General features: G+C 36.3%; 21 protein-coding genes and 1 pseudogene. 8 read left to right on the top strand and 14 right to left on the bottom strand.

From position 1 onward, the window contains the following. Positions 1 to 341 precede the first annotated feature (341 nt). Positions 342 to 710 carry an RlpA-like double-psi beta-barrel domain-containing protein gene (locus ACQKEZ_RS14725; RefSeq protein WP_427302028.1) on the top strand — a complete coding sequence of 123 codons (369 nt, stop codon included), beginning with the start codon at positions 342 to 344 and terminating at the stop codon, positions 708 to 710. 72 nt (positions 711 to 782) lie between these two features. After that, on the top strand, positions 783 to 1,829 hold the full coding sequence (locus ACQKEZ_RS14730; protein WP_427302030.1) for a hypothetical protein: 1,047 nt from the start codon (positions 783 to 785) through the stop codon (positions 1,827 to 1,829). 212 nt (positions 1,830 to 2,041) lie between these two features. On the opposite strand, the gene ACQKEZ_RS14735 is transcribed toward ACQKEZ_RS14730, so the two are convergent. From ACQKEZ_RS14735 to gabP, 4 genes are all read right to left on the bottom strand, one after another. Beyond that, complete coding sequence (locus ACQKEZ_RS14735; protein ID WP_427302032.1) at positions 2,042 to 2,410, bottom strand: carboxymuconolactone decarboxylase family protein; 369 nt, start codon at positions 2,408 to 2,410, stop codon at positions 2,042 to 2,044. Positions 2,411 to 2,604: 194 nt separating this feature from the next. Further along, the gene (locus ACQKEZ_RS14740; RefSeq protein WP_427302034.1) at positions 2,605 to 3,573 is read right to left on the bottom strand and encodes a DUF4003 family protein; all 969 of its coding nucleotides are present in this window, start codon (positions 3,571 to 3,573) and stop codon (positions 2,605 to 2,607) included. Positions 3,574 to 3,641: 68 nt separating this feature from the next. Beyond that, on the bottom strand, positions 3,642 to 5,171 hold the full coding sequence (locus ACQKEZ_RS14745) for a multicopper oxidase family protein (RefSeq protein ID WP_427302404.1): 1,530 nt from the start codon (positions 5,169 to 5,171) through the stop codon (positions 3,642 to 3,644). Between the two features lie 101 nt (positions 5,172 to 5,272). Then, entirely contained in the window at positions 5,273 to 6,661 is a 1,389-nt protein-coding gene (gabP, locus tag ACQKEZ_RS14750) for a GABA permease (RefSeq protein WP_427302036.1), read from the bottom strand. A 480-nt stretch (positions 6,662 to 7,141) separates the two neighbouring features. Here gabP and ACQKEZ_RS14755 point away from each other — a divergent pair, with 480 nt between their 5' ends. From ACQKEZ_RS14755 to guaA, 5 genes are all read left to right on the top strand, one after another. Further along, a complete protein-coding gene (locus tag ACQKEZ_RS14755) occupies positions 7,142 to 8,041 on the top strand; it encodes a cation diffusion facilitator family transporter (protein WP_427302406.1) in 900 nt (299 codons plus the stop codon). A 110-nt stretch (positions 8,042 to 8,151) separates the two neighbouring features. Next, positions 8,152 to 9,114: an AAA family ATPase gene (locus tag ACQKEZ_RS14760; RefSeq protein ID WP_427302038.1), complete on the top strand. Its 963-nt coding sequence runs from the start codon at positions 8,152 to 8,154 to the stop codon at positions 9,112 to 9,114. Then, positions 9,111 to 10,304, top strand: a complete 1,194-nt coding sequence (locus tag ACQKEZ_RS14765; protein WP_427302040.1) for a DUF58 domain-containing protein — start codon at positions 9,111 to 9,113, stop codon at positions 10,302 to 10,304. The genes ACQKEZ_RS14760 and ACQKEZ_RS14765 overlap by 4 nt, the downstream gene beginning before the upstream one ends. Before the next feature lie 9 nt (positions 10,305 to 10,313). Beyond that, a complete protein-coding gene (locus ACQKEZ_RS14770) occupies positions 10,314 to 12,512 on the top strand; it encodes a transglutaminaseTgpA domain-containing protein (protein WP_427302042.1) in 2,199 nt (732 codons plus the stop codon). Positions 12,513 to 12,719: 207 nt separating this feature from the next. Beyond that, positions 12,720 to 14,261 (top strand): glutamine-hydrolyzing GMP synthase, encoded by a 1,542-nt coding sequence (gene guaA / locus ACQKEZ_RS14775; RefSeq protein WP_427302044.1) that lies wholly within the window; start codon positions 12,720 to 12,722, stop codon positions 14,259 to 14,261. Between the two features lie 76 nt (positions 14,262 to 14,337). Here the strand turns inward: guaA and ACQKEZ_RS14780 are convergent, their stop codons facing one another. From ACQKEZ_RS14780 to ACQKEZ_RS14820, 9 genes and pseudogenes are all read right to left on the bottom strand, one after another. Continuing rightward, on the bottom strand, positions 14,338 to 16,089 hold the full coding sequence (locus ACQKEZ_RS14780) for a retron Ec67 family RNA-directed DNA polymerase/endonuclease (protein ID WP_427302046.1): 1,752 nt from the start codon (positions 16,087 to 16,089) through the stop codon (positions 14,338 to 14,340). A gap of 194 nt (positions 16,090 to 16,283) precedes the next feature. Beyond that, a pseudogene (locus ACQKEZ_RS14785) lies at positions 16,284 to 16,466 on the bottom strand (site-specific integrase); the annotation flags it as partial. Continuing rightward, positions 16,445 to 16,765 carry a hypothetical protein gene (locus ACQKEZ_RS14790; RefSeq protein WP_427302048.1) on the bottom strand — a complete coding sequence of 107 codons (321 nt, stop codon included), beginning with the start codon at positions 16,763 to 16,765 and terminating at the stop codon, positions 16,445 to 16,447. The pseudogene ACQKEZ_RS14785 and the gene ACQKEZ_RS14790, both read right to left, overlap by 22 nt. Positions 16,766 to 16,929: 164 nt before the next feature. Next, positions 16,930 to 17,421 (bottom strand): hypothetical protein, encoded by a 492-nt coding sequence (locus ACQKEZ_RS14795; RefSeq protein ID WP_427302050.1) that lies wholly within the window; start codon positions 17,419 to 17,421, stop codon positions 16,930 to 16,932. 301 nt (positions 17,422 to 17,722) lie between these two features. Continuing rightward, positions 17,723 to 19,267 (bottom strand): hypothetical protein, encoded by a 1,545-nt coding sequence (locus ACQKEZ_RS14800; RefSeq protein ID WP_427302052.1) that lies wholly within the window; start codon positions 19,265 to 19,267, stop codon positions 17,723 to 17,725. After that, positions 19,260 to 19,973 carry an ABC transporter ATP-binding protein gene (locus ACQKEZ_RS14805; RefSeq protein ID WP_427302053.1) on the bottom strand — a complete coding sequence of 238 codons (714 nt, stop codon included), beginning with the start codon at positions 19,971 to 19,973 and terminating at the stop codon, positions 19,260 to 19,262. Before ACQKEZ_RS14805 ends, ACQKEZ_RS14800 begins: the two co-directional genes overlap by 8 nt. Before the next feature lie 12 nt (positions 19,974 to 19,985). Further along, complete coding sequence (locus tag ACQKEZ_RS14810) at positions 19,986 to 20,753, bottom strand: ABC transporter permease (protein WP_427302055.1); 768 nt, start codon at positions 20,751 to 20,753, stop codon at positions 19,986 to 19,988. Beyond that, positions 20,750 to 21,640 (bottom strand): ABC transporter ATP-binding protein, encoded by an 891-nt coding sequence (locus ACQKEZ_RS14815; protein ID WP_427302057.1) that lies wholly within the window; start codon positions 21,638 to 21,640, stop codon positions 20,750 to 20,752. The genes ACQKEZ_RS14810 and ACQKEZ_RS14815 overlap by 4 nt, the downstream gene beginning before the upstream one ends. Then, positions 21,624 to 21,866: a DUF5652 family protein gene (locus ACQKEZ_RS14820; protein ID WP_427302059.1), complete on the bottom strand. Its 243-nt coding sequence runs from the start codon at positions 21,864 to 21,866 to the stop codon at positions 21,624 to 21,626. The genes ACQKEZ_RS14815 and ACQKEZ_RS14820 overlap by 17 nt, the downstream gene beginning before the upstream one ends. A gap of 96 nt (positions 21,867 to 21,962) precedes the next feature. Between ACQKEZ_RS14820 and ACQKEZ_RS14825 the strand changes: the two genes are divergently transcribed. Next, positions 21,963 to 22,484: a transcriptional regulator gene (locus ACQKEZ_RS14825; RefSeq protein ID WP_427302061.1), complete on the top strand. Its 522-nt coding sequence runs from the start codon at positions 21,963 to 21,965 to the stop codon at positions 22,482 to 22,484. Between the two features lie 181 nt (positions 22,485 to 22,665). Here ACQKEZ_RS14825 and ACQKEZ_RS14830 read toward each other — a convergent pair whose 3' ends face one another. Then, positions 22,666 to 23,187 (bottom strand): ClbS/DfsB family four-helix bundle protein, encoded by a 522-nt coding sequence (locus ACQKEZ_RS14830; protein WP_427302063.1) that lies wholly within the window; start codon positions 23,185 to 23,187, stop codon positions 22,666 to 22,668. Positions 23,188 to 23,304: the final 117 nt, after the last annotated feature.

The raw sequence follows: 23,304 nt of genomic DNA on the forward strand, positions 1-23,304 counted from the left end.
AAAGCTGTGAATGAGAAAAACAACCATTTCAAGAGTTGTTTTTCATCTATATTGTGATGGAGAAAGTGTTGTGTCTAGTGCAATAGAAAAAAGGAGAATTTTGGGTGTTTGTAAGTAATAGGGCTTTGAAATCGACTTTCTCTTTTGTTGGGTTCTTCTTTATTATACGGATGAGATAGATTAGGCTACTTATCTTGTTCTGGATTTTTTTGGTGAAATTCATGAACGATTTCGGTCATAAAAGTGGTCAACTTGTATCCAAATTGTAATGTCCCTGTAAAATAACTGGGGGCATCTTCATGTATAATAAGTGACAGAAACCAAATACGGAGGATTTTTTTATGAATAAAAAGCTTATAGCGACAATCGTAACAGTAGCTAGTTTATTTTTAGCGTTTAGTTTTTCACATGGAGCAAGTGCTAAAAAGGTAAGTGGCAATATTACTTGGTATAATGGTGTCGGGAAAAAAGGCGCAGATGGAAAAAAACTCGGTCATTGGGATGCAGCGACAAAAATGGGATTTGATGTACCTAAAAAGGGAACAAAACTAAAAGTGACAACAAAAGCGAAACCACATAAAGTGATTACAGTATATAAATATGATGTAGGAAGAATGCCAAACGCTGTTTTAGATGTTAGTCCAAAGGCATTCAAAGCACTTGGCTATTCAACAAGCAAAGGTGTTGTAAAAGGACATTACACCTACTAATACATAGTCAGGAGAAGAAGCGAGAAAAGTTTATTTTCTGGCTTCTTTTCATGTAGAGAGGGACTGAAAGAAATGAAGAAGTCAACATGGTGGATCATCACAGTCATTACAGTAGCAGCGATTGCGGCTATTTTTTTCATGTTAAAAACACAGGAACAAACAAGCGGTGAAAAGGTGAAAACAAAAGATGACGCAAAAGATAAGTTACTCGTGTCCTTTACCGATCAAAAATTAAACAATACGTATTATCTTCATGGTCAAGCGCTTGATACGGAGAAACTAACCGCTTATCCGTCCATTGCATTTGATGCAAAAAAACGCCTCCTTTACTTCACATCAACGGATGAAGCAACACAAAAGGTGAGTATACAGGAGTTACATGTCAAAACAGGCAAAAAAACAACTATTTATACTGGTGAGGACTCTGTCGATAGCATGCGGCTTTCAGCGAATGGAAATGAGATTTATGTTCGTTTTAACAAAGATTCGGGCGAACAATTTTATGTCGCAATGTTTGATTTAAAAAAGAAACGTTTTGACACTTTATATCCTGAAAAAAATAATGATGATGATACAGTGAGTTCGTTTGCTTATGATGTAAAGACAGGCAATATTGCGATTCAGCATTACTCTTTAAAAGAAGATTATCGAAAAACAGATGAGGCGAATGAAAAAGGGGTAATGCCTGAACCAACTACAATGAAGATTACACTACAGGAGAATGGAACATTAAAGGATGTAGCGAAGATTTCTGCTGTGATCAATGACATTTCTCTTTCTCCAGATATGAAACAGCTCGTCTATACAGTAACAGAGGTGCAAAATAATAAAGAAACATCATCAATACAAGTACTAGATTTGGTAACTGGGCAAAAGAAAACCTTGGTGAAAAACCAATCCTCTTATCAGATTATAAGCGCAGCTCAGCCACAGTTCTCATCTGATGGACACTCGATCTATTTTATGGGAATTGCGAAGGGGGCAAAACAGTTGAAGGATGATACAGGACGAAAGGCGAAGGTCCGAACGATTTTTGAATACGATGTGAAAACAAAAGAAGTAGAAGTGGCTTGGGAAAAAAGCGGCGGTATTATTAATAATTTTACGGTCAGTGAATAAGAAAGTGCGTTCAGTTATGTCATGTAACTGAACGTTTTTTAATTTTAAGCGAATGATTTAGTAAAAAGACTAAAATGGAAAGTGGATATGTTGAAAATGGCGATTCAAATGTTAAAGAAAAGTGTTTTTACGTTTGTGACACCTATTTTTGTTTATGATAGGATGTCCTCATCAATAGAAAAAAACGAGAGTACATGATTACTTTCTCGTTTTTAATCTTCATCTAATAAATTTTGAAAAATAAACAGTGCATTAATTGAATGAGGGAGCCCTGCAATTTTCGAGCAATGTTTGAGGACTTCCATGATTTCAATAACAGACAGTCCTATATGAAGTGCTTGTTGAAACTGGGCTCTCAGCTCGTCATCGCAACTTCCTTTTGTAATCAGAGCAGATAGTGTACTGATCGACTTTTGTTTTTCATCTAATATGAGGTGATTGAATTCTTTTTGTTCACTGAGTTCAATTGTAAGTTTTTCAATGTTTGACCGGAAGCCCTCGTTCTCTTGGATAGAAAGCTTTTCTATTTTGCTTGCCATTTCCCTATGTTTTAATTGGCAAGTCTGTTTTTCTTCATTCAAAATTGAACTCCTCCGTTTTTTGTTTCATGCATTTGATCATGTCTATACTCATATGTTTGATGGGTATATAGTAGTATTATCGGTTTGTTACGTCAACTTTTTAATCATATTGAAGTTTCATAGCGTGCTGTAAAATATGTGAAAAACAGCTTGAGATAGGCCTCAAGCTGTTTATAAAGTTTTATTGCATAAAGTTAGTCAGTTGTAACGGGACTATTGGCATGAGATGAGTTTCTTGCTCTTGTCGCTTGATTGATGACATGTAAGTGATGAGAAATGCTTGCTTCAAGCATGCTAGGTGTTCCTTGTCTTTCACTCATCACAAGTAAAAACGCCGTCTTGACGTTAACATCTTTGTACCACCTAAATGCCTTTTTTGCGTTCAACTGTTCAATGGTTTCTACGATCATTGGCAAATCGTGTTGCTTTTCATCTATATACGTGAAGAGCCCGATATCAGGATAATGGATGGCTTTCGGTTTTTTGTAAAGTCGTGTGAGTTCGTCGAATATTTTTACGCAAGCTGAAGTGGGTTCCATATTTCCATTTAACATGAGAAGATGGCTCATCGTTTGCAAGTCATTTCCTTTTTTAAATCCATTCTTTGATAGTTCTTGATAAAATGTTTCAGCAATCACGATGGCATTCTTTTCTGTCGTTTCTTTTAATGCTAGCATTGTTGCAAAGGGATAGTCGTGGGTAGATGTTAAAAAGAAATGATGGTTTCTCATTTCTTGATACATGTGCATAGCTTTATCTATCAATGAATCATGATGAGATGAATCATTTGTCTTTTTATACAGAATAAAAGCAGATAAATAGGTGAAACAGTCTTTTTTAAATCCAGATTGAATCATACGTTGATAAATGGTACGAATACGTTGGAAGGCTTCGTCCGGATTCTGAACATATACGTCTAAAAGTGCAGCTAGAATAAAACGGTGATCTGCATTAAGAGGTGAGAAAAAACCAGTTTGTTTCTTCAGAATGTGCTGAATAGATAGTAATTGGTTTGATTTATAGGGTTTGTTTTGAATGACATAAATAGATGCGATCGCCATTAGCACTTGTGTAGATGAAACCTTCCACTTCAGATTAGATTTTAGCATTTGAAAGTTTGTTTCATATTGATCGACTTTATCCTGTAGTGACTGAGTAAGCATAGTTGGTCACGACCTTTCCGTCTGTTCATCTTTTTACGATTTTTGACGGTAAAGGGTTTCATTTTGTTTTAAATAATGTCCATTGGCCGCATCATGTCATAGTCTTCATGCTCTAGTATATGACAGTGCCATACATATCTGCCGCTGTATGGTGTGAAATGTGCAATGATCCTGATGACCTCACCAGCGTGTGCTTGAATGGTATCTTTATAGCCTTGTTCATGAAGTGGTGGTGCTTCGTTTGGCCCTGTATACACAAGCTCGCCTGTTTCCTCATAAATAGCCATATCAAATGGTCTTCTGTCAATCACTCTAAATTGGACAAGGTGGAGATGGATTGGATGTGTAACTCTTGTCGGATTGATGATCGACCAAACTTCTACACTCCCTAGTTTTGGTGTTTCTGTAACTGGATCATTCCAAAATTGATTGTCTAGTAGTAAGATAGGTCGGCCATATTCATCTTGAGTACCACCGAGCGTAAGAACACGTTCTTTGTCTGCACGGCTAGGTCGTAGCGTCGGGAGCGGTTTAAAAATTGGTCGTAATGTTTTTGGTGCTTTTCCTTTCAATGGACGTGTTACTTTAAACTGCATGATATTTGCATCTGTATCAGGATTGACCTCTTGCCCGCACCCAGCACTATTTTTTAGAATGATCGTTTGATTCTTATACTTTGAAAAATCTATGATCACATCAAAACGTTCAGCAGGTGCAATGCTAAAGGATTGATGTGTGACAGGTCGGGGTAAAAAGCCGCCATCAGAACCTATTTGTAAAATGGGTGCATTGTTCTCTAAGCTGAGCTCGTATGTCCTTGTATTTGATGCATTTAAGATACGAAAGCGATATTTTCGAGGTTCTACTTCTAGATATGGCCACACTTTGCCGTTGACTAAAATGGTATCCCCACAAAAAAATGGGACGATGGATGGGAAAGGAAGATCTCTATTTTCTTCTGCATTATTTGGTTCGCTTGGATAAAATAGCGCTCCATCCTCATCAAAGGATCGGTCCATAATCATGAGTGGAATATCATAATCGTCCTTTGGCAGCTGTAAGGACTTTTCAAAGGAGTCGGAAATCAGATAAAAGCCTGCAAGTCCTGCATATACATTCAATCTCGTAAGTGCCATCGCATGATCGTGATACCATAGTGTACATGCCTGTTGCTTGTTAGGATATTTATAAATTTCCCTCTCGAAAAATGGGCCTGTTGCTTCAAAATCGTGTGAAAACCAGGCCTCTGGGTATCCGTCACTACTTGCAGGAGTTACTCCGCCATGAAGGTGAACAACCGTCTTAACCTCTGGTTCATCATGGTGTTCGGCGTGAATTGTATGATCGACTGGGAGAAAGTGTTTTAAAGGCAATTTGTTCATCCATTTGATATATACTCGTTCATTACGATCAACTTTAAATGTTGGACCGGGCAAGCTCCCGTCATACGTCCACATTTTTGTTGCCGGAAGATCCCTGTGAACGTTTAAAAATACCTCCTTCATGGGAATTTCATAATAGGTTTGTTTTGGATTTTTTTTGACGGGCTTTGCTATTTTTGGGATGGGTAGCTCGTCAACGAATTTTTCAAGGGCCATGTTCATCTTTCCTCTCTTTAAACAACAATTTGATACAGTATAAGTGCGGACATACAAATAGGTGAGTAAAATATAAAAAATCCCACATTCAGCGGGATGAGTTAAGGATGTTTATTTTTTATTGAAGTGCTAGCTGGTATTTTCTTATTAGGTTTAAAGAAAAAATAAGAGGCAATGACGACAAAGGTAATAATGCTCGTCAGAAGAAGCTGTGGTCTCATGGAATCAATAAACAGCATCGACAGAAGGATGACGCAAATTGCAAATATCGTGAAATAGGTTAAGTAAGGGAATAACCACATTTTTATTTTTAATTGTTCTGGGTTTTCTTTTTCTAACTTACGTCTCGTTCTTAATTGAGAGATGGCGATGACCAAATAGACAAGGAGTGCGATTGCACCTGAGGCGTTCACTAAAAATAAGAAGATCGTTGCAGGGTAAAAGTAATTCATCATAACAGCAATATAAGAAAAGAAGGTTCCGGCGACTGTTGCGGCAACTGGAACACCACGCTTATTTAATTTCATAAACCGTTTTGGTGCTTCTCCTCTTTCTGCTAGTGAATATAACATCCTTGAGGTTGTGTATAATCCGGAGTTTAGGCAGGAGAGTACGGCTGTTAAAACAATGACATTCATCACTTGTGCGGCAGCGGGCACGCCAATGTATTCTAAGACCGCCACGAATGGGCTTTTTAAAATGTTAGCGGAATCCCATGGGAGTAGTGTGACGACAACAGCGATTGAGCCAACATAAAACACGATGATACGCCAAACAACAGATCTTGTAGCAGTTGTGACTGATTTGACAGGATTAGCAGACTCTCCAGCGGCAATGGCCACAATTTCAGTTCCCATGAAAGAAAAAATCACGACAACAATGCCTAATAGAACAGAACCAAGACCATTTGGTAAAAAGCCTCCGTGGCTTGTGAGGTTGCCAAAACCTTGTGTATGTTGCCCACCAAATCCAAAAATAAAAGCAAAACCGATTAGTAGGAAAAGAATGATACTCACGACTTTGATTAAAGAGAACCAATATTCGAATTCACCGAAAGATTTAACAGAAAAGATGTTTGTTAAGGTTAAGAGGATTGTGAGGATAAGACTAGTTAGCCATACTGGTGCATCACCATACCAATATTGAATAATGGCAGCGCCAGCAATCGCTTCAATTGCGATGACGATAACCCAGAAGAACCAATAAAGCCAGCCAATTGTAAAGCCTGCCCATGGACCGATTGAATCACTTGCATATTGGGAAAATGATCCGCTTGTTGGATAAGCAGTTGCCATTTCACCAAGCATTCTCATAATAAAGATAACTAAAAGTCCAGCAAACGAGTAGGAGAGTATGGAGCCTGGGCCTGCTGAATGAATAACCGCACCACTACCAACAAATAGACCGGCACCAATCACTCCGGCAATCGAAATCATTGAAATATGTCTCGTTTTTAAATTTTTTTGAAGACCGTTTGTCATATTGGACATTGAATTACCTCCAAACTTTTTTTCAATAGGAACTTTTGTTTTTAGAATATTTTAAATTTTATCACACCAGATGACTCGTAGCATTGGACAGGCTATCAAACCGACATATGTAAGCGCTTAACACGGTGTCAAAAAATACAGAAGATTTGAGAGGTTATATTCCCTCCTTACAACCATTTTCCTTCTATAAAAGAACAAATCCGAAAGAGAAATAATAGATGATCAAAAAAAAAATATTCAGATAATTAACCGATTTTCGCTGCCTCTTCTGTTTCACTCATTTTTCATTTTGAAGAAAATGTTGATATTTGTTGAGTTCTGAGGTCATTTGAACGTGTAAAAATAAGTTGACTTTGGTCAAAACATTTCAATAACTGCTATTTTCCTGACATAAGCGAATCATGTTGCTGTAGACCCACACGGGCTTTGCTCTGTAAGATGAATAATAGAAATGATATGAGTAAGGAGGCTCTCGTGAAGATGGAGCGCTACAATGAATTAAAGCAAGGGGAAACTGGTGCGTGGGTGAGTATTATTGCGTATGTCATTTTGTCAGCTGTGAAGCTGATGATTGGTTATACATTTCATTCAGAAGCTCTTTCGGCTGATGGACTGAATAATACAACTGATATTGTTGCCTCGCTTGCTGTGTTAATCGGGCTTCGTATTTCACAGAAGCCACCTGATGAGGATCACCCGTATGGACACTTCAGAGCAGAGAATATTGCGTCGCTCGTTGCTTCCTTCATCATGATGCTTGTTGGATTGCAGGTACTTGTGAGTGCAGGGAAATCTATGTTCTCTTCAGAGCATCATACGCCTGATTTAATCGCTGCTTGGACAGCGGCAGCAAGTGCTGTCGTCATGTATGGGGTATACATTTACAACCGCAACTTGTCAAAACGAATTAATAGTCAGGCATTATATGCGGCTGCGGCTGATAATAAATCAGATGCTTATGTGAGTATTGGTACGTTTGTTGGGATTATGGCGTCTCAATTACAGCTTGCTTGGATTGACACAGCGGTTGCATTCATCATTGGTCTCATTATCTGTAAAACGGCTTGGGAGATTTTCAGAGATGCTTCCCATTCGTTAACAGATGGGTTTGATATAAAAGATATGTCAAAGTATAAAGAGACGATTGAAACAACGCCTGGTGTCGGTGATTTGAAAGATATTAAAGCACGTTATCTTGGTAGTACAGTTCATGTTGATGTAGTAGTAGAGGTAGAGCCTCATTTGAATATATCAGAAAGCCATGATATTGCAGATGAGATTGAACGTAGAATGAAAGAAGAGCATGACATTTTACATTCGCATGTCCATATGGAGCCAGCAGAGGGTTCCAAGGAGAAAAAGAAGTCTTTTCCGTCGTGAAAAGGCTTCTTTTCATATGTAATGAGTAGTTTGTTGTTTTATGCTTTTGTGCGTTGTATGGTAAAGTTAGACTATATGAAAATCGAGAGAAACGTGTTAGGAGGATCAGAATGGCATTTGAAGAACCTTTGCACTCCGATTTACAAAAAATCGTAGACAATATTAATAAAGTAATGGTTGGGAAAAAAGACATTGCGGTTTTAAGCCTCGTGGCCATTTTGGCGAAAGGTCATGTTCTACTTGAGGATGTACCAGGTGTTGGAAAGACGATGATGGTTCGTTCTTTGGCTAAATCCATTGGCTGTGACTTCAAGCGGATACAGTTTACGCCAGACCTTTTGCCTTCAGATGTAACAGGTGTTTCCATTTATAATAAAAAGACGAATGAATTTGAATTTCGCAAAGGGCCCATTATGGGGAATATTATTTTAGCAGATGAGATCAATCGTACGTCACCGAAAACACAATCTGCGCTTCTTGAAGCAATGGAAGAAGGAAGTGTAACGGTTGATGGCGAGACGATGACATTGTCTGATCCCTTCTTTGTTATGGCAACACAAAACCCTGTGGAATACGAAGGGACTTATCCTCTTCCTGAGGCACAAATGGATCGTTTTTTGTTCAAGCTTCAGATGGGGTATCCGACGATGCTAGAGGAGCTTGAAGTATTAAACTTGCAAGAGAAGCACTCACCCATTGAGGCGCTTGCTGCTGTGATGACGAAGGAAGATGTACATCAGCTTCAACAAGCGGTACAAACTGTTCATGTAGATGTATCAATGAAGGAATATATTGTTGAGATTGCGCAAATGACAAGAAATCATCCAGCGATCTATTTAGGGGTGAGTCCTCGTGGTTCGATCGCTTTGATGAAGGCAGCGCAGGCCTATGCGCTCTTGAATAATCGTGATTATGTGATCCCCGATGATATTCAATATTTGGCACCATATACACTTCCGCATCGTATGCTCCTAAAATCAGAAGCTATTTATGAAGGGAAGAAGGCAGAAGAACTGCTCTTAAATATGCTTGATCATATTCAAGTTCCTGTTCAAAAGTCGATGAGTCAATGATGAGAAATAAACGCATTTCCTTTTCATTCTGGTTTCGCATGTTCGTGTTGCTGTTGCTCTGTGTCGCTTCATTTGGCTATGCCATGTTTCAAGGCGGGTTTGTGAGTTGGTTCCTTTTTTATGCATTCTTACCGTTTGTTGTGTATGCACTCCTGCTTGCATGTATACCACTTCGTTTAACAGTTGAACGAAACCTGAGCCAAGAGCGTTTCAGTGCTGGAAATTCTTTATCTAGTGACATCATCATCAAGCGAGATATTCCTTTTCCGCTTTTTTATGTAGTTGTTGAGGATGAAGCACCAGAGACCTTTCATCTAAAAGAGCGAGTGGAGATGAAACAGCTTATATTTCCTTGGTTTCGGAAGACGTGGCGTTTTGCTTATGAACTGAAGGACGTTGCGAGAGGAGAGCACCATTTAACGGCTGTTCGTGTGAAAACGGGTGACTTCTTTGGTTTTATTGAAAAAGAAGTGGTCATTCCTTTAGAAAGAAAAATATTAGTATACCCACGCATCATGGATATTTCTTTGCAAACGAAGAAATCGGTCAATGAAAATGGCACGAGGGCTATTCATTCTTTTTTGAATGAACCAACGAATGTGTCCGCAGGTGTCAGAGAATATCAGCAAGGTGACCGTTTTGCTTGGGTTGATTGGAAAACAACAGCTAGAAGAGGTCAGCTCATGACAAAAGAATTCGAGCAGAATCAAACGCAGGATCTCATTGTTTTTTTAGACCATCACAATCCAGTCACTTTTGAATTAGTGATTTCGTTAACAGCTTCTGTGCTACAAGCGGCAATGAAACGTGGTATTCCTGTAGGACTGATTCCGCTTGGCGATCATTCACACGCTTTTAAGGTGGGGGAAGGTGAATCTCATTTGCATGAGATCCTCTATTATTTGGCTAGGATGTCATTGAAGCAGGCTGCTCATCCTTCTGTCGAACTGATGGCAAAGAGTGAATATATGCATACGAGTAAATATGTTGTGACAGGGCACTTACATGAAGGGCTTGTGTCTAGCCTTCAAAAAACAGGGAATCGAAAGAATATTTCTGTTCTTGTTGCCAAACCAAATGTGGACCATTTAACGACGAAAGAAAAACAGCTAGTAGACCGCCTCAAATCTTTAGGGATATGGGTCACTGTGATATTTGAGGATCGGCTGCATGACGTGACTGTGAGGTGATGACAAGACATGTTAGATACTCATCAGCGGCAAAGCCGATTTGAGTTGTTGACCTATTATATTGTGGCTTTTCTCCTGCTTTGGGAATGGCTTCGTCCACTACAGGATTTTACAGAGACGAGCCACACTTCTTATTTTCTGATCTTTATCGGCTTGACTTGTTTGTTTATTTTTTTCCGTATTCAGTGGTATGTGACGTTTCCGGTGGGGATAGGTTTAGTCCTGTTTGCCTTATATCTCATTTTTTATCAATCAGAGCCTCATTTTTTCATAGCGCTCCTTTCTGACTTACAGGACAATTTCACATTGATTCGATTAGGTATGTGGAGTGAGATGTACCCTTCGTTTCGCACCTTATTGTTTTACATCCTGCTTTGGCTATTGGTGTATTTACTGCACTATTGGGTCGTTTATCAGCAAAGAATCTTTTTCTTTCTGCTGATGACCATTATTTATGTCGCGATCTTGGACACGTTTACTCCTTATGATGCAACGTTTGCGATTGTTAGAATTATGATATTTGGCTTTTTGCTTTTGGGTCTGCTTTATTTTGATCGCTTGAGATCAACGGAAGGGATCAGGTTAGATAAAAAGGCGCGTTTCAAATGGATGCTGCCGATGATGGCTATCATTCTTGTTTCTGCAACGATAGGGGCTACATTGCCAAAATCGGACCCGAATTGGCCAGACCCTGTGCCGTTTCTTAAAGCTGTCACGAATCAGGATGGAAAGTCGGGGCAAAATAAGGTTGGTTATAGTACAGATGATTCTTCTCTTGGCGGTCCGTTTAGTGAAGATCGTACGCCAGTGTTCAAATGGAGCGGTAAAGAGTCTTCGTACTTCCGTGTCGAGACGAAAAGTATTTATACCGGCAAGGGCTGGGAGGATGCTTCGAATGATACGAAATCTGTGAAATTGGAAGGTCATCGTGTCGGTAATCAATGGTTTACCGATAGTGTGGACACAAAGACATATGAAACGAGGGTAGAGATTGAAGAGGACTACCAGTTTTCACATGCGCTATATCCAATCGGAACAAGTGATATTTTGTTAGCTGATCAGGTTCCGCTACAAATGCTAGGAAAAACAGAGAAAATTGTACCAGCTGTTGAGGAGCCGCCTCGGAATTTAGGGAGCTATCAGGTTAGGTTTCAGTCACCTACTTTTATACTTGAGGATTTAAGACGAATTCAAGTTCCTTCAAGTCAGCAGGTAGAACGTCAAGTTGGTGGTGAATATTTACAGATTCCACCCTCATTGCCTGAACGTGTTAAAAACCTAGCCAATAGCCTAACAGAGACAAAGGATAATATGTATGACAAAGCGAAAGCGATTGAAGATTACTTAGGGTCATCCAAGTTCTCCTATGAAACACAAAATGTTGCTGTTCCCGCTCAAAATCAGGATTACGTCGATCAATTTTTATTCGATACAATGCTTGGTTACTGCGACAACTTTTCAACGGCAATGATTGTCCTGCTTCGTTCGGCAGGAATTCCTGCAAGATGGGTCAAGGGATATACGTCAGGTCAATTTTATGAGGCGGAGACTGGTGGAAATCATGTTTATCAGGTGACAAACAACAATGCGCATTCATGGGTGGAAATTTATTTCCCGAACCGTGGATGGGTCACCTTTGAACCGACAAAAGGCTTCACGAATCCTACTGAATTCTCTAACGAAGAAGCTGACGTGAATCAAAATGGTCAACAGAATGAAGAGGAAGAGAAGACATCTTCTGACGAAGCAGATGAGCAAACACCTCAGCAAGAAGAAGTAGAACAGCCAAAACAACAAGAGGAGCAGGCTGCACAAGCAAGCAATGCTGATTCGAAGAATGTGGGAGCAGTATGGGGCTGGATGGCGGCAGTGATGATGGTTCTGTTAGCCACTTGCGTCCTTCTTTATCGAATGAGAGCGAGATGGCTTCCGTTTGTGATTGTCCGAAGCGTGAGAAAGCGTGCAGATGATGAAGTGTTTTTCTTCGCATATGAAGCTCTTCTAAAACAACTAGCAAGACGAGGAATGAAGAGAGGGACAGGTGTGACCTTACGAGAGTTTGCCGTTTTTGTGGACGAGCAGCATGGTGACGATCAAATGAAGGAGCTTACTCTTTTATATGAGCGTGCATTGTATCGAAAAGAGAATGCTGTGGGCCTTTGGAGTCAAGCAGAGAAGTTATGGGAAAATTTAATTAAAAGGAGATAGTCTTGACCACTTACCGTCCTGTTGTTAGAATAGGTGAATACTAAAAACCTTCTATAATACATGAAATGAAGCGTTCGGATATACGTCTGGGCGCTTCAAAAGCGTTACTTCATTCTGAGAGCAGAGATATGATGCATCAGATAAACCTTCTCCTCTCATTTTTTCTGCGCGTTTATAAAAAAATATATAGGACATAGAGGTGACACCATGACGAATTTAGTAAATGAAATGATTTTGGTTCTCGATTTCGGCAGTCAATACAACCAGTTGATTACGCGCCGTATTCGTGAATTTGGTGTGTACAGTGAGCTTCATCCACACACTTTAACTGCTGAAGAAATTAAAAAAATGGCGCCAAAAGGAATTATTCTTTCTGGTGGACCAAACAGCGTTTACGATGAAGGCTCTTTCCGCTGTGACGAAAAAATCTTTGATTTAGGTATTCCTGTCCTTGGTATTTGTTACGGCATGCAGCTGATGACACACTATCTTGGTGGAAAAGTAGAAGCAGCAAGCCAACGTGAATATGGGAAAGCGGATATTCAAATCAATGGAACACCTGCGCTATTTAAAGACCTTCCAAGCGAGCAAGTGGTTTGGATGAGCCATGGTGACCTTGTGGTTGAAGTGCCAGAAGGCTTCACAGTTGATGCAACAAGTACACATTGTCCAAACTCAGCCATGAGTCTGCCAGCGAAAAATTTCTATGGCGTTCAATTCCACCCAGAGGTTCGTCATTCAGAGTATGGAAATGATCTATTGAAGAACTTCGTATTTGGTGTGTGTGAATGCGATGGCAAATGGTCAATGGAGAACTTTATTGAAATTGAAATGCAAAAAATCCGTGAAACTGTAGGCGACAAGCAAGTGCTTTGCGCACTTAGTGGCGGTGTTGACTCATCGGTAGTTGCAGTATTGATCCATAAAGCAATTGGCGATCAGCTCACATGTATTTTTGTTGATCATGGTCTTCTTCGTAAAGGCGAAGCAGAAGGGGTCATGAAGACATTTAGCGAAGGTTTCAACATGAACGTCATTAAAGTAGATGCGAAAGATCGTTTCTTAAACAAGCTAAAAGGTGTGTCTGATCCCGAGCAAAAACGTAAAATCATTGGAAACGAGTTTATCTATGTATTTGATGATGAATCGGACAAGCTAAAAGGAATCGACTATTTAGCACAAGGAACACTTTATACAGATATTATCGAAAGTGGTACAGCAACGGCACAAACAATCAAGTCACACCACAATGTTGGCGGACTACCAGAAGACATGCAATTTGAATTGATCGAACCACTGAATACACTGTTCAAGGATGAGGTCCGTGCACTTGGTTCAGAGCTTGGCATTCCTGATGACATCGTATGGAGACAGCCATTCCCAGGTCCAGGACTAGGCATCCGTGTACTAGGTGAAATTTCAGAAGATAAGCTTGAAATTGTCCGTGAATCCGATGCAATTCTTCGTGAAGAAATTGCAAACTTTGGTCTAGACCGCGACATTTGGCAATACTTCACTGTCCTACCTGATATCCGCAGTGTTGGTGTCATGGGTGACGCAAGAACATATGACCACACAATCGGTATCCGCGCTGTCACATCCATTGATGGCATGACAAGCGACTGGGCAAGAATCCCTTGGGATGTACTTGAAAAAATCTCAACACGTATTGTGAATGAAGTGAAGCACGTTAACCGTGTTGTGTATGATATTACGAGTAAGCCACCTAGTACGATTGAGTGGGAATAGTAAAAAGAAAGCCTCAAACTCTTATTTAAAAGGGTTTGAGGCTCTTTTTTAAGCGTGTGCAAACAAAAAATTCATTTTAATCATTATAATTTGTTACAATTTGATTGATGTTATCTAATAAAGGTCTAAAGTTTTCGAAATTTATATCCTCATAGTTCTTCCATACATATTTGGAAAAAGCTCTTTTTCCATAGTTTTCAGAGGGATTATACTTTTTTTCACATCGTTCAAATGTTTTCCCGTTAAGTTCTGTTTTTAAGATATCTAATTCGAATAAATCTTCTATTTCACATTCTTTTAGTTCGTTAACCAATGGATTAGTAACGATATAAAGGTTCGAAGTAATCTTTAAATAATTTTTATCGCATAACTCATCAATTTTTCCTTCTTTTAAATTCATATAGTTTGTTAGAGTTTTTAATGGTTTCTCTTTATTATTAACTTCATTATCTAGTATAAATATACAGGGATTTTTAGAATTCACATTCATGTTTTTGAAAATTTCACTATAGTTTGGACAATCTTTTTTCTCTTTATTAGAAACATAGAAATTATAGATTTGTTTCATGGTATCCGCACCATCTTTCTCTAACCCAAAGAAGTATTGCAATTTTGATGTCTTCTTTCCTTTTATTTTTTTGTTTGCTTTTGATGCTTTTGAATCTTCGCCTCTCTTCAAAAAGGAAATTTTGAATATAAAATCATCATTTACTTTTTTAATTAAATTTGGATAATCTGTATAGAGATTTTTGAGGGCACTCTTTAAGTAAATAATATCTGTAGGGCCTTCTGTTAAAATACAAGGTTTTTCATTATTGAAGAAATATTTATAAAACAGAAATTTTTGATATTCTTTTTCTTGTCCATTTAAAAGTCTGAAACTTAATTTCAAATTTTTATCATTTTTTTTCTTTTCTTTATTATTCTCTTTGTTTATATGATTTATAAATGAAAAACGACCTTCGAGCTGTTTGAAACTACCCTCTACCCCATTTATAGTGAATGATCCATTTTTATATAAAGAGTTTGCCATTGCCCGAGTGTTTTTATAAAAGTTTCTGGGCACATTCACTTTTTTATTTACGACTAGCCCCGTTACAACTTGTCTAGATTGCTTATATTGAAGTCGAGTTTTTTTTTGATTAATTTTAAAGCCAGATTGTTTAATAATGATTTCTAATTGACTTATAAATTCTTCTGACTTTTCATCGAAACTTTTATAGTTTGTTGAAAAAGTTAAATCGTCAGCATATCTTGTGTAATCTAATTTATATTTTTTTGCAATTTTTAATAATTTCATATCTAAAATATTGCAAATTAAATTAGTTATTATAGGGGAGGAAGGAGCACCTTGCGGTAAAGAACCGTTATAGCAAGTTAATTGAGCTAATACTGTTGCTATATTTTTGGGAAACAAATAATTTTTGTTTTTTTCAAAGTAACCTTGTACTCTTCCAAAATGAAAACTTTCAAAGAAATTTTCTAAATCTATATTAAGAACAAAACGTTTGTTTTTATGTATTTTAGCGTTTGTTATAATGCTTTTTTCTTTGGTAAAAGCATGAGCAATGTTCGTCTTAATCTTATTTTGATAATTGAATATTTTTTGTTGATTTAATAACATATTCACAATACTTCTTTGAATATCCTTTAAATCTTTAGATGGAGCATTAATAATTCTCTGGCCACCACTTTTTTTGGGAATTTGGAAAGTTGTATATGAATTTTGAATTTTCTTAATATATAACATGTAAGTTAACTTTTTTTTCGGTGTTCTTAAAATATTTGAGAGATTATCTATTGATGTTATGTCTTCAAAAGTGATCATAGTTTGCCTCCAAAAAAAATAGAACGTGTGGTTACTCATTACGTTCTATTAGGAATAGATACTATACGATACCATTATACGAATAATAAGGAACAAATCTCCCTACCATTTTTGTCAAAACTTGCGAAACACAAGTTAAGAATCTAACCACACGTTCTTAATCATTATAATACTATATGTCTAATAATAAAAGTTTATATATTTCTTTTTACGTACTGGTTTGAAACCATCTTTCTATCCGCAATTTGATTATGTTGCACGTTGATAACATTTTTAAGTCTATTAGCAACTTCACGATTCATATTAGGATATAAATGTCCGTAAGTTCCTAATGTTGTTTGTATGTCCTCATGTCCTAATCTATCACGTATAAAAAGTCGATAGCATCTGCACTAAACTCAAATGGTTGAATCCGTTCGAGTGACTTGATATTATCCTCTGCCCATAGATACCAATTGTTAAGAATTTTTTTGGCTGTAATTTCAGCTATATTACTACCCATTACTTGTTTAAGCTCCCTAACAAAAGCATAAAACGAGCTATCATATTTAACACCTTTCATAATGTCCCAATTCTTTCTTTGAAAGTATCTAATCCTTGATTTGTCTATAAAAGGTATTCCATGAAGGCTATGTTCTACTTGTCGAATGATTTGTATCATTTCTTGTGCTCTCATATAAATCGCTCCTAATCAATATTAATTAGCAAAAATCAGCTTGTTATTACCTTTAATAAAAACTAATTCAACAATTTTGAGTTACCACCCCCTAAATTTAAAACGTGTTGTAGAACAACTATACAATATGAAAGGAGAATGCCATATATAATATGACATAATTATTAATTATTTGAGGTTACTTCAGAAAGATAAGCATAGACAACTAATTTAATTACAAAACTAAGTTTTAAAGGTCTCTTGCCAATTCTTTCACGATCTAATGTCATGAATCTTTTTCGGTATTCTTCTAAACCTTCCATAACATCAATATCCATATAAAGTCGAGGCGTTACCGAAGAGGTGTTTTGAATTAAATTTTTAGCTCGTGATAAGCTTTCCAATTCCCTTAACTTTTCTAACCACTGTTCATTAGATAAATTTCTTGTATTTCTATATGCCTCTTCTATAACGCTCCCATTTGAAACTTTTAAAACAACATTAAATGAAACGCCGTTTAATTTATCTGTGTGTCGCTCGAATAAATCATCTTCTAAACGTGTTACTAATCCATCTTTAATATCAGATTGTAAAAGAAGCTCCCTTCGTTCTATTAGTTGATCGATCCAATCTTTTGCTTCTGCAGATAAGCGTACTGTTTTATACTCTCTAACCATAAAGAAAAGAATCTCCCTTCCAAATATATTGTGATGTTGTTTTAACACACAATATCATAACTACAAACATTTTGCAAACAACAGTTATAAATTCATGTTCCATGAAGTATATTTAAATGATTTAAAAGCTTTTAAGACTGACAATTAACTTTAAATGAATTTGCAAAATCATCGAGTGGGAATAATAGAAAAAAGAGCCGAAAACCCTTTGATGAAAAGGGTTTCGGCTCTTTTTTCTATTGTCATTGCATTTGAATTCTGATGTAATTTTTATGTTTTTCGAGATCCATAGTTAATTTTTTTAGTTTAACATCAAGCGACTAGTTGATATTTTCGTCATCATTCTAACGATTGCCACTATTTCTACGATAATCATTAGTAGGATTAAGAAAATATTATCTAAATATACGATTGAAATAATTACTGGGATAGTCATCATACTTATAATGGCGGTAATGATGATTGCTTTGCTTTGTTTGACTACTTCTATATCATTACTCCATGTATAGGAAGGGAATTTTAAATTGACTAAAAAACCAGCAAGGCTAATGAGGACCAACGTTGAGAACATGAATGCAGTCATTGTTATTAAGTAAGAGATGCTTACATGAAATACCACATAAAATACGATTACAGTTAAAGCCATACCGGGTAAAAATAAGAGTATATTGACTAAAATTTTCGCTAATGCGATTTTGGTGATACGAACAGGAGCTACTAACATGATCCAGATACTTCGTCCTTCAAATGAAAGACTGCAAGAGGTTGTTGTTGTAAGTATTAGAAATATGAACGTTAACATGATGAATATATGTTGAGCTGTTATCGTAAATCCTATTAAATCATAAGAAAGAGAATGGATATTTGGTATGACCCCAATTAAAAGACATATATTCAAGACGACCATTGCAAGAGGAGTTAACATCGTATTACTTACGTATACGAGTGAAGAAAAATATAATTTAAATTCCTTCATTAATAATGCACTAAGGGGTGTATACAAAGCCCAAGTTGAATTCGTATTTCTACTCTTTAGCTGTTTGTTTTTTTGATTTCTAAGGAACTGGTGAAAATAATTTAATGCAAATGTTGTGATCAAGGTGGTAACAATCGCAAAAATAATTAACAAAATGAGATTCAATAAAAAGTGAAATTTTGTTATGTCATAAAGTGAATATCGCAAAATAGAAGCGTTTATCAACCATTCTTTATAACCGATGGATCCTGAGTTATATATAAAATAAATTAACGGTGCTATAAAAAGTCCTAAAGAAAGGATAGATTCTGTTACATTGTTACGAAACTTAATAAACGTGAGTAAATTTCGTGCGAACATTGAAATGAAAAAAGCCAAATTGATTGATAGTAACGGAATGATGAAACTTAATAAAACCACAAGCAAAAGTATGGTTAAAAAGTGAATATTAAAAAAATAAAGCGTTAACATATATCCAAACATCAACACAGTAAAGGATATGAAAATATGAATGATATATTTACTAAATAAGGGTAGCAGTTTGGCTTGCCAGCTTTTTATCGGCAGGCTGAAAATGAAATCACTGTCACTACTTTCTATCAGATCATCAGATCCGCTGAGAATATTCCAGATTCCAAAAGCCCAAAACAACATAGAGGATATGATGACAAAAAAAGCTTGTATGTTATGATTGATGTTTAAGTCTATAGAGATAAAAAAAACATAACCTAAAAACATTAAAAAAGCTGCAATGTAAAACGAAATAGTGTAAATAGTATGTTTTCGTACTTCTTTGTTAGAGCTATCCAAATTTGAAAGCTTCATTTGATTTTTTAAACGAAATAAAAATAATAACTTGAGATTATACAATTGATGTCACACCCCTAAATATTTCACCTAACGATGCTTCTTTTATAATATTTTGCATGGTATCATTTACAACCACTTCTCCTTTATTTAAAATCACCAATTTATTACAAACCTTCTCGGCGACTTCGAGAACGTGGGTAGAATACAAAATGATCACACCTTCTTTTGCCCTATTTTTCATTTCATTGATCAAAAAGTGAGTAGCGTTGGGATCTAAACCGATAAATGGTTCATCTAAAATAATCAGTTTTGGATTATGCATGAATAACGAAATGAGAACCAGTTTTTGTTTCATTCCGTGTGAATAACTTGATATCAACTCATGAACAGAACTTTTGAAATCTAATTCTTTTAGTAAGTATGCTAAGTTTTTATCTCGTTCACCTTCATCCATTTTATAAAGGGAAGCAATTAATTCAATATAGGCTTTTCCTGTCATGTTATTATATAAAGTGGGTGTATCAGGAGAATAGCCGATCATAGCCTTAAACTGTTCTGGATCATCTTCTAGCTTTGTATCAAATAATGTTACTTCACCATTGTCAAACGGGTGTATGCCAACAATTGATTTAATTGTTGTCGTTTTTCCTGCGCCGTTTGCCCCAATAAATGCACAGATATCTCCTTGATGCAATTCTATTGATAAGTTTTTCACCCCTTTATTAGAACCTTTATATGTTTTACTTAAATTTTTAATTGATAACATTCTCTATTCCTCCTAAACTTGATTGATGAAAAGCTTTGCTGTATAAACATTGATAATAATGTATACGATTGGTGCAATGATGAGTAGGAAGTTGGCACTGTTCGTTTGGAGAAGTAGGTTTTCTGCTAATGTAAGTACACCGCTTGGTAAGAATAAGGAAAATGTTTCATTGATATTTCCTAACATTAGCAAAACAATTGATAATAAAATCGTTGTCACACCAATAAACAACGAACTCTTTATGATCGTACTAAATAATATGACTAAACTTATGATGAAAAGAATCCATAAGCTATAAAATACAAGGAATAATAAGAAATCAGTGATAGAATAATATCCAAAAAGATAAATGGTGTAAAAATAGGAAACGAATGAACCGATTGAAATACATACCATGCTGATAAACCAGTTTCCAAAAAGTTTGGAACTAATATATTCTAAACTAGTTACGGGTCTTGTGAAGATAAAGCCTTGAACGCCACTGTTTTTTTCATTGGCTATCATCCCCATAAAACTAATGATTAGTACGATTAGTCCGATTTGATTAAACTGACCTGAAAAAGTAGCGAGGATCACTTCATTGGCTTGAGGTTCAGGGGCGTTTGGATCGATCATTATCCCCTCGATACCCCCAAAATTTTTAATAATGACTTCCATGTATTTATCAATTAATGGCTGTGTTACGCCAAGAATGGTAAAAAACAATGTTAACCAGATAAATTTAATATTCCTTACAGCCTCTAACAGTTCGACTTTTAATAGGATTGATATATTCCTCATACTTCCGACACCAACTCTAAAAATATTTTTTCTAAATTCTTTTTTTCATATGCCAGAGAATTTATCTGGATGTTATGTTGATCTAATTCTTTTATCAGATTAGAGAAAATGATGGGTTCCTTACTAGTGACTAAAAATTCCCCGGGCTTTATACATTGCAATTCGTATGGTTTATTTAGTTTCATGGTTGATGCAGTGGAATCGTCTATATTAACTTGGAAATATACATGTTTCTTATTGACCGTTTCATCTTGATTGGTTATGTTTCCAATGATTTCGCCGCTTTTTATAATCATGTATCGATCACAGAACTCACTTGCATCATCTAAGATATGAGTAGATATTAGAATTGTCGTATATGCTTTCAACTTTTTGATTAAGTTCTTGATTTCATTTCTGCCAACTGGGTCAAGCGCGGACACTGGCTCATCTAAGATTAATAGCTTTGGGCGATGTAAAATGGCTTGTGCTATTCCTAACCTTTGTTTCATCCCTCCAGATAATTCTTCCACTTTGTATTTGTTTTTGTCTTTTAACCCGACGTCTGTCAAAATGACATTTATATTGTCATTAAGGTATTCTTTGCTTAGGCCAGATAAGCTTCCAAAAAATCGTAAAGATTCTTCACAAGTCATCCACTGTTTAAAATCTGTGTCTTGTGACAAGTAACCAATATCGTTCTTAAAGTTTAAAATGTCTTTGCCGTGAAAAGTAATATCGCCGCTATTATATTGTATGATTCCAGTGATACATTTAATCAAAGTGGTTTTACCAGCACCATTTGGTCCTAATAATCCGATACACTCACCTTCTGCAATATCAAAAGTGATGTCCTTTAATATTTGTCTGCCTCTAAAAGACTTATTCACCTTATGAATGTTGATCATTTTTTAACAGCCTCCTTCCAACAATGAGATAAATAATAGGACCAGCAGTGTTTAATAATATAATGACGATTAACCAAATGACGGGATGATGAATAATATCTTTTCGACGATACAAATCAAATAAAGCAACAGCTAAAAGTAACAAGTGTAAAATGATAATCGGTATGACTAAAGGTAAAATAGTGCCCCAATCCAAATCCAATAAGAAGCTAATATCGGTATTCAAAACAATTCCCTCCTCAAATTGTTATCATTATTGATAATGATAATATTACTGTACTTTTCCATAAAAAACAAGTACTATTAAGATAAAGAAATGGTGGTGAGCAATTTGGAATTCAAAATATTTAAAAATCAAATACGTTTTAAAATAGCTTTAGAGTTAATTGATAAAGAAGAAGGCTTATCGATTAGACAATTAAATCAATTATTGGAGGACGTGCCACAGGCCACGTTATATAGACATATGAATTCCATGTTTGAAGATAAATTGGTGAAAGTTGTAAAAACAAAGAAAACACGTTCAGGTGAAGAAAAATTTTACGCGATAAACGCAGAAACGTATAAGATTGATGAGGAAGAATGGAACCAGGCAAAGTATGATGATAAGGTAAATTTTGTCACTTTTTATTTCATGTACATTTTACAGTCCTATCAGAATTACCACGAGACCATTAATGAAAAAGAAGATAAATCTACTTTTTCCATTTCAAAGTTTCATTTGGATGAGTCTAAATTTGAAGATTTCCAGTCAGAACTTAATGATTTATTTAATAAATATTATCATGAATCGCAAAATAGTAATGGTAGAGAGAAAACAGTTTCGCTGGTTATTATACCGTGAGAATCAGTTAAATCGCTTCAGCTTTTTAACTGATTAATTAGTCCCTGAAAAGCCTTTAAAATCAACGGTTTTGTTTAATATTCAGAACCCTAAAAGGGGAATGAACAAAAAGCCAAAAATCCTTTACATGGTTTTTTGGCTTTTTTTATGTTAAGAGAAAAGACGCTCATGTTTGAACGTCTCATACTTGTTTTAATCGTTTCCACTTACGAATTTGGCGGAAATTTTTAAAAGGGGCAACGGTATTCACGTGAATAAATTTATAAACTGGCCAAACAGCCTTTGCTGTAGCGTTATCTGCCCACTTTCGTTGGTGAGGTTCAAATACTTCTTCTTCACTCATATGATCCAACATATCACAAATAGCTAAAACATTCTGTTTGAGCTGACCTCTTAATCCGGCGAGTGATTGGCAGGCATATTCCTCATTGAAAAGAGAGTATAGCGCGCCGAGCTGATTCCATTTAAAACCTTCTGCTGGGGTATGAACAATTTTTCCTTCCGTTTCGTCTTGATCCCATTGGAGTAACAAAGTTGTCCAACCAACTTGATAGGCTAAATTTTCTGCAGGAGTTCGACTCACATCCTCTATTCGGTCATCTTTCATTTCTTCTGGAATGATATCAAATTCTTGATCGTATTGATTGTACGTCTTCTTTATTGCTTCTTTTAAAATGTTTTTTGACTCATAGGTTGTCATCATTTTCACCTCTAGTTCTTTTTCTGTAACAAATTGATTGATTACCAATATTTATGTATAGTCTACTTGGAACATATGTAACCAATGCTACAAATCTATTGAAGATCATGCTATGGGTTA

The sequence above is a fragment of the Bacillus sp. NPDC077027 genome, from assembly GCF_050269555.1.
Lineage (GTDB): Bacteria > Bacillota > Bacilli > Bacillales > Bacillaceae > Bacillus.

What these genes read in the sequence shown, in the direction of transcription:
- ACQKEZ_RS14795 (WP_427302050.1), bottom strand. Translation starts at nt 17,421, where the DNA reads ATGGTTAGAGAGTATAAAACAGTACGCTTATCTGCAGAAGCAAAAGAT.
- ACQKEZ_RS14760 (WP_427302038.1), top strand. Translation starts at nt 8,152, where the DNA reads ATGGCATTTGAAGAACCTTTGCACTCCGATTTACAAAAAATCGTAGAC.
- ACQKEZ_RS14810 (WP_427302055.1), bottom strand. Translation starts at nt 20,753, where the DNA reads ATGAGGAATATATCAATCCTATTAAAAGTCGAACTGTTAGAGGCTGTA.
- ACQKEZ_RS14770 (WP_427302042.1), top strand. Translation starts at nt 10,314, where the DNA reads ATGTTAGATACTCATCAGCGGCAAAGCCGATTTGAGTTGTTGACCTAT.
- ACQKEZ_RS14780 (WP_427302046.1), bottom strand. Translation starts at nt 16,089, where the DNA reads ATGATCACTTTTGAAGACATAACATCAATAGATAATCTCTCAAATATT.
- ACQKEZ_RS14755 (WP_427302406.1), top strand. Translation starts at nt 7,142, where the DNA reads ATGGAGCGCTACAATGAATTAAAGCAAGGGGAAACTGGTGCGTGGGTG.
- ACQKEZ_RS14790 (WP_427302048.1), bottom strand. Translation starts at nt 16,765, where the DNA reads ATGAGAGCACAAGAAATGATACAAATCATTCGACAAGTAGAACATAGC.
- ACQKEZ_RS14745 (WP_427302404.1), bottom strand. Translation starts at nt 5,171, where the DNA reads ATGGCCCTTGAAAAATTCGTTGACGAGCTACCCATCCCAAAAATAGCA.
- guaA (WP_427302044.1), top strand. Translation starts at nt 12,720, where the DNA reads ATGACGAATTTAGTAAATGAAATGATTTTGGTTCTCGATTTCGGCAGT.
- ACQKEZ_RS14765 (WP_427302040.1), top strand. Translation starts at nt 9,111, where the DNA reads ATGATGAGAAATAAACGCATTTCCTTTTCATTCTGGTTTCGCATGTTC.
- ACQKEZ_RS14805 (WP_427302053.1), bottom strand. Translation starts at nt 19,973, where the DNA reads ATGTTATCAATTAAAAATTTAAGTAAAACATATAAAGGTTCTAATAAA.
- gabP (WP_427302036.1), bottom strand. Translation starts at nt 6,661, where the DNA reads ATGTCCAATATGACAAACGGTCTTCAAAAAAATTTAAAAACGAGACAT.
- ACQKEZ_RS14740 (WP_427302034.1), bottom strand. Translation starts at nt 3,573, where the DNA reads ATGCTTACTCAGTCACTACAGGATAAAGTCGATCAATATGAAACAAAC.
- ACQKEZ_RS14725 (WP_427302028.1), top strand. Translation starts at nt 342, where the DNA reads ATGAATAAAAAGCTTATAGCGACAATCGTAACAGTAGCTAGTTTATTT.
- ACQKEZ_RS14815 (WP_427302057.1), bottom strand. Translation starts at nt 21,640, where the DNA reads ATGATCAACATTCATAAGGTGAATAAGTCTTTTAGAGGCAGACAAATA.
- ACQKEZ_RS14730 (WP_427302030.1), top strand. Translation starts at nt 783, where the DNA reads ATGAAGAAGTCAACATGGTGGATCATCACAGTCATTACAGTAGCAGCG.
- ACQKEZ_RS14830 (WP_427302063.1), bottom strand. Translation starts at nt 23,187, where the DNA reads ATGATGACAACCTATGAGTCAAAAAACATTTTAAAAGAAGCAATAAAG.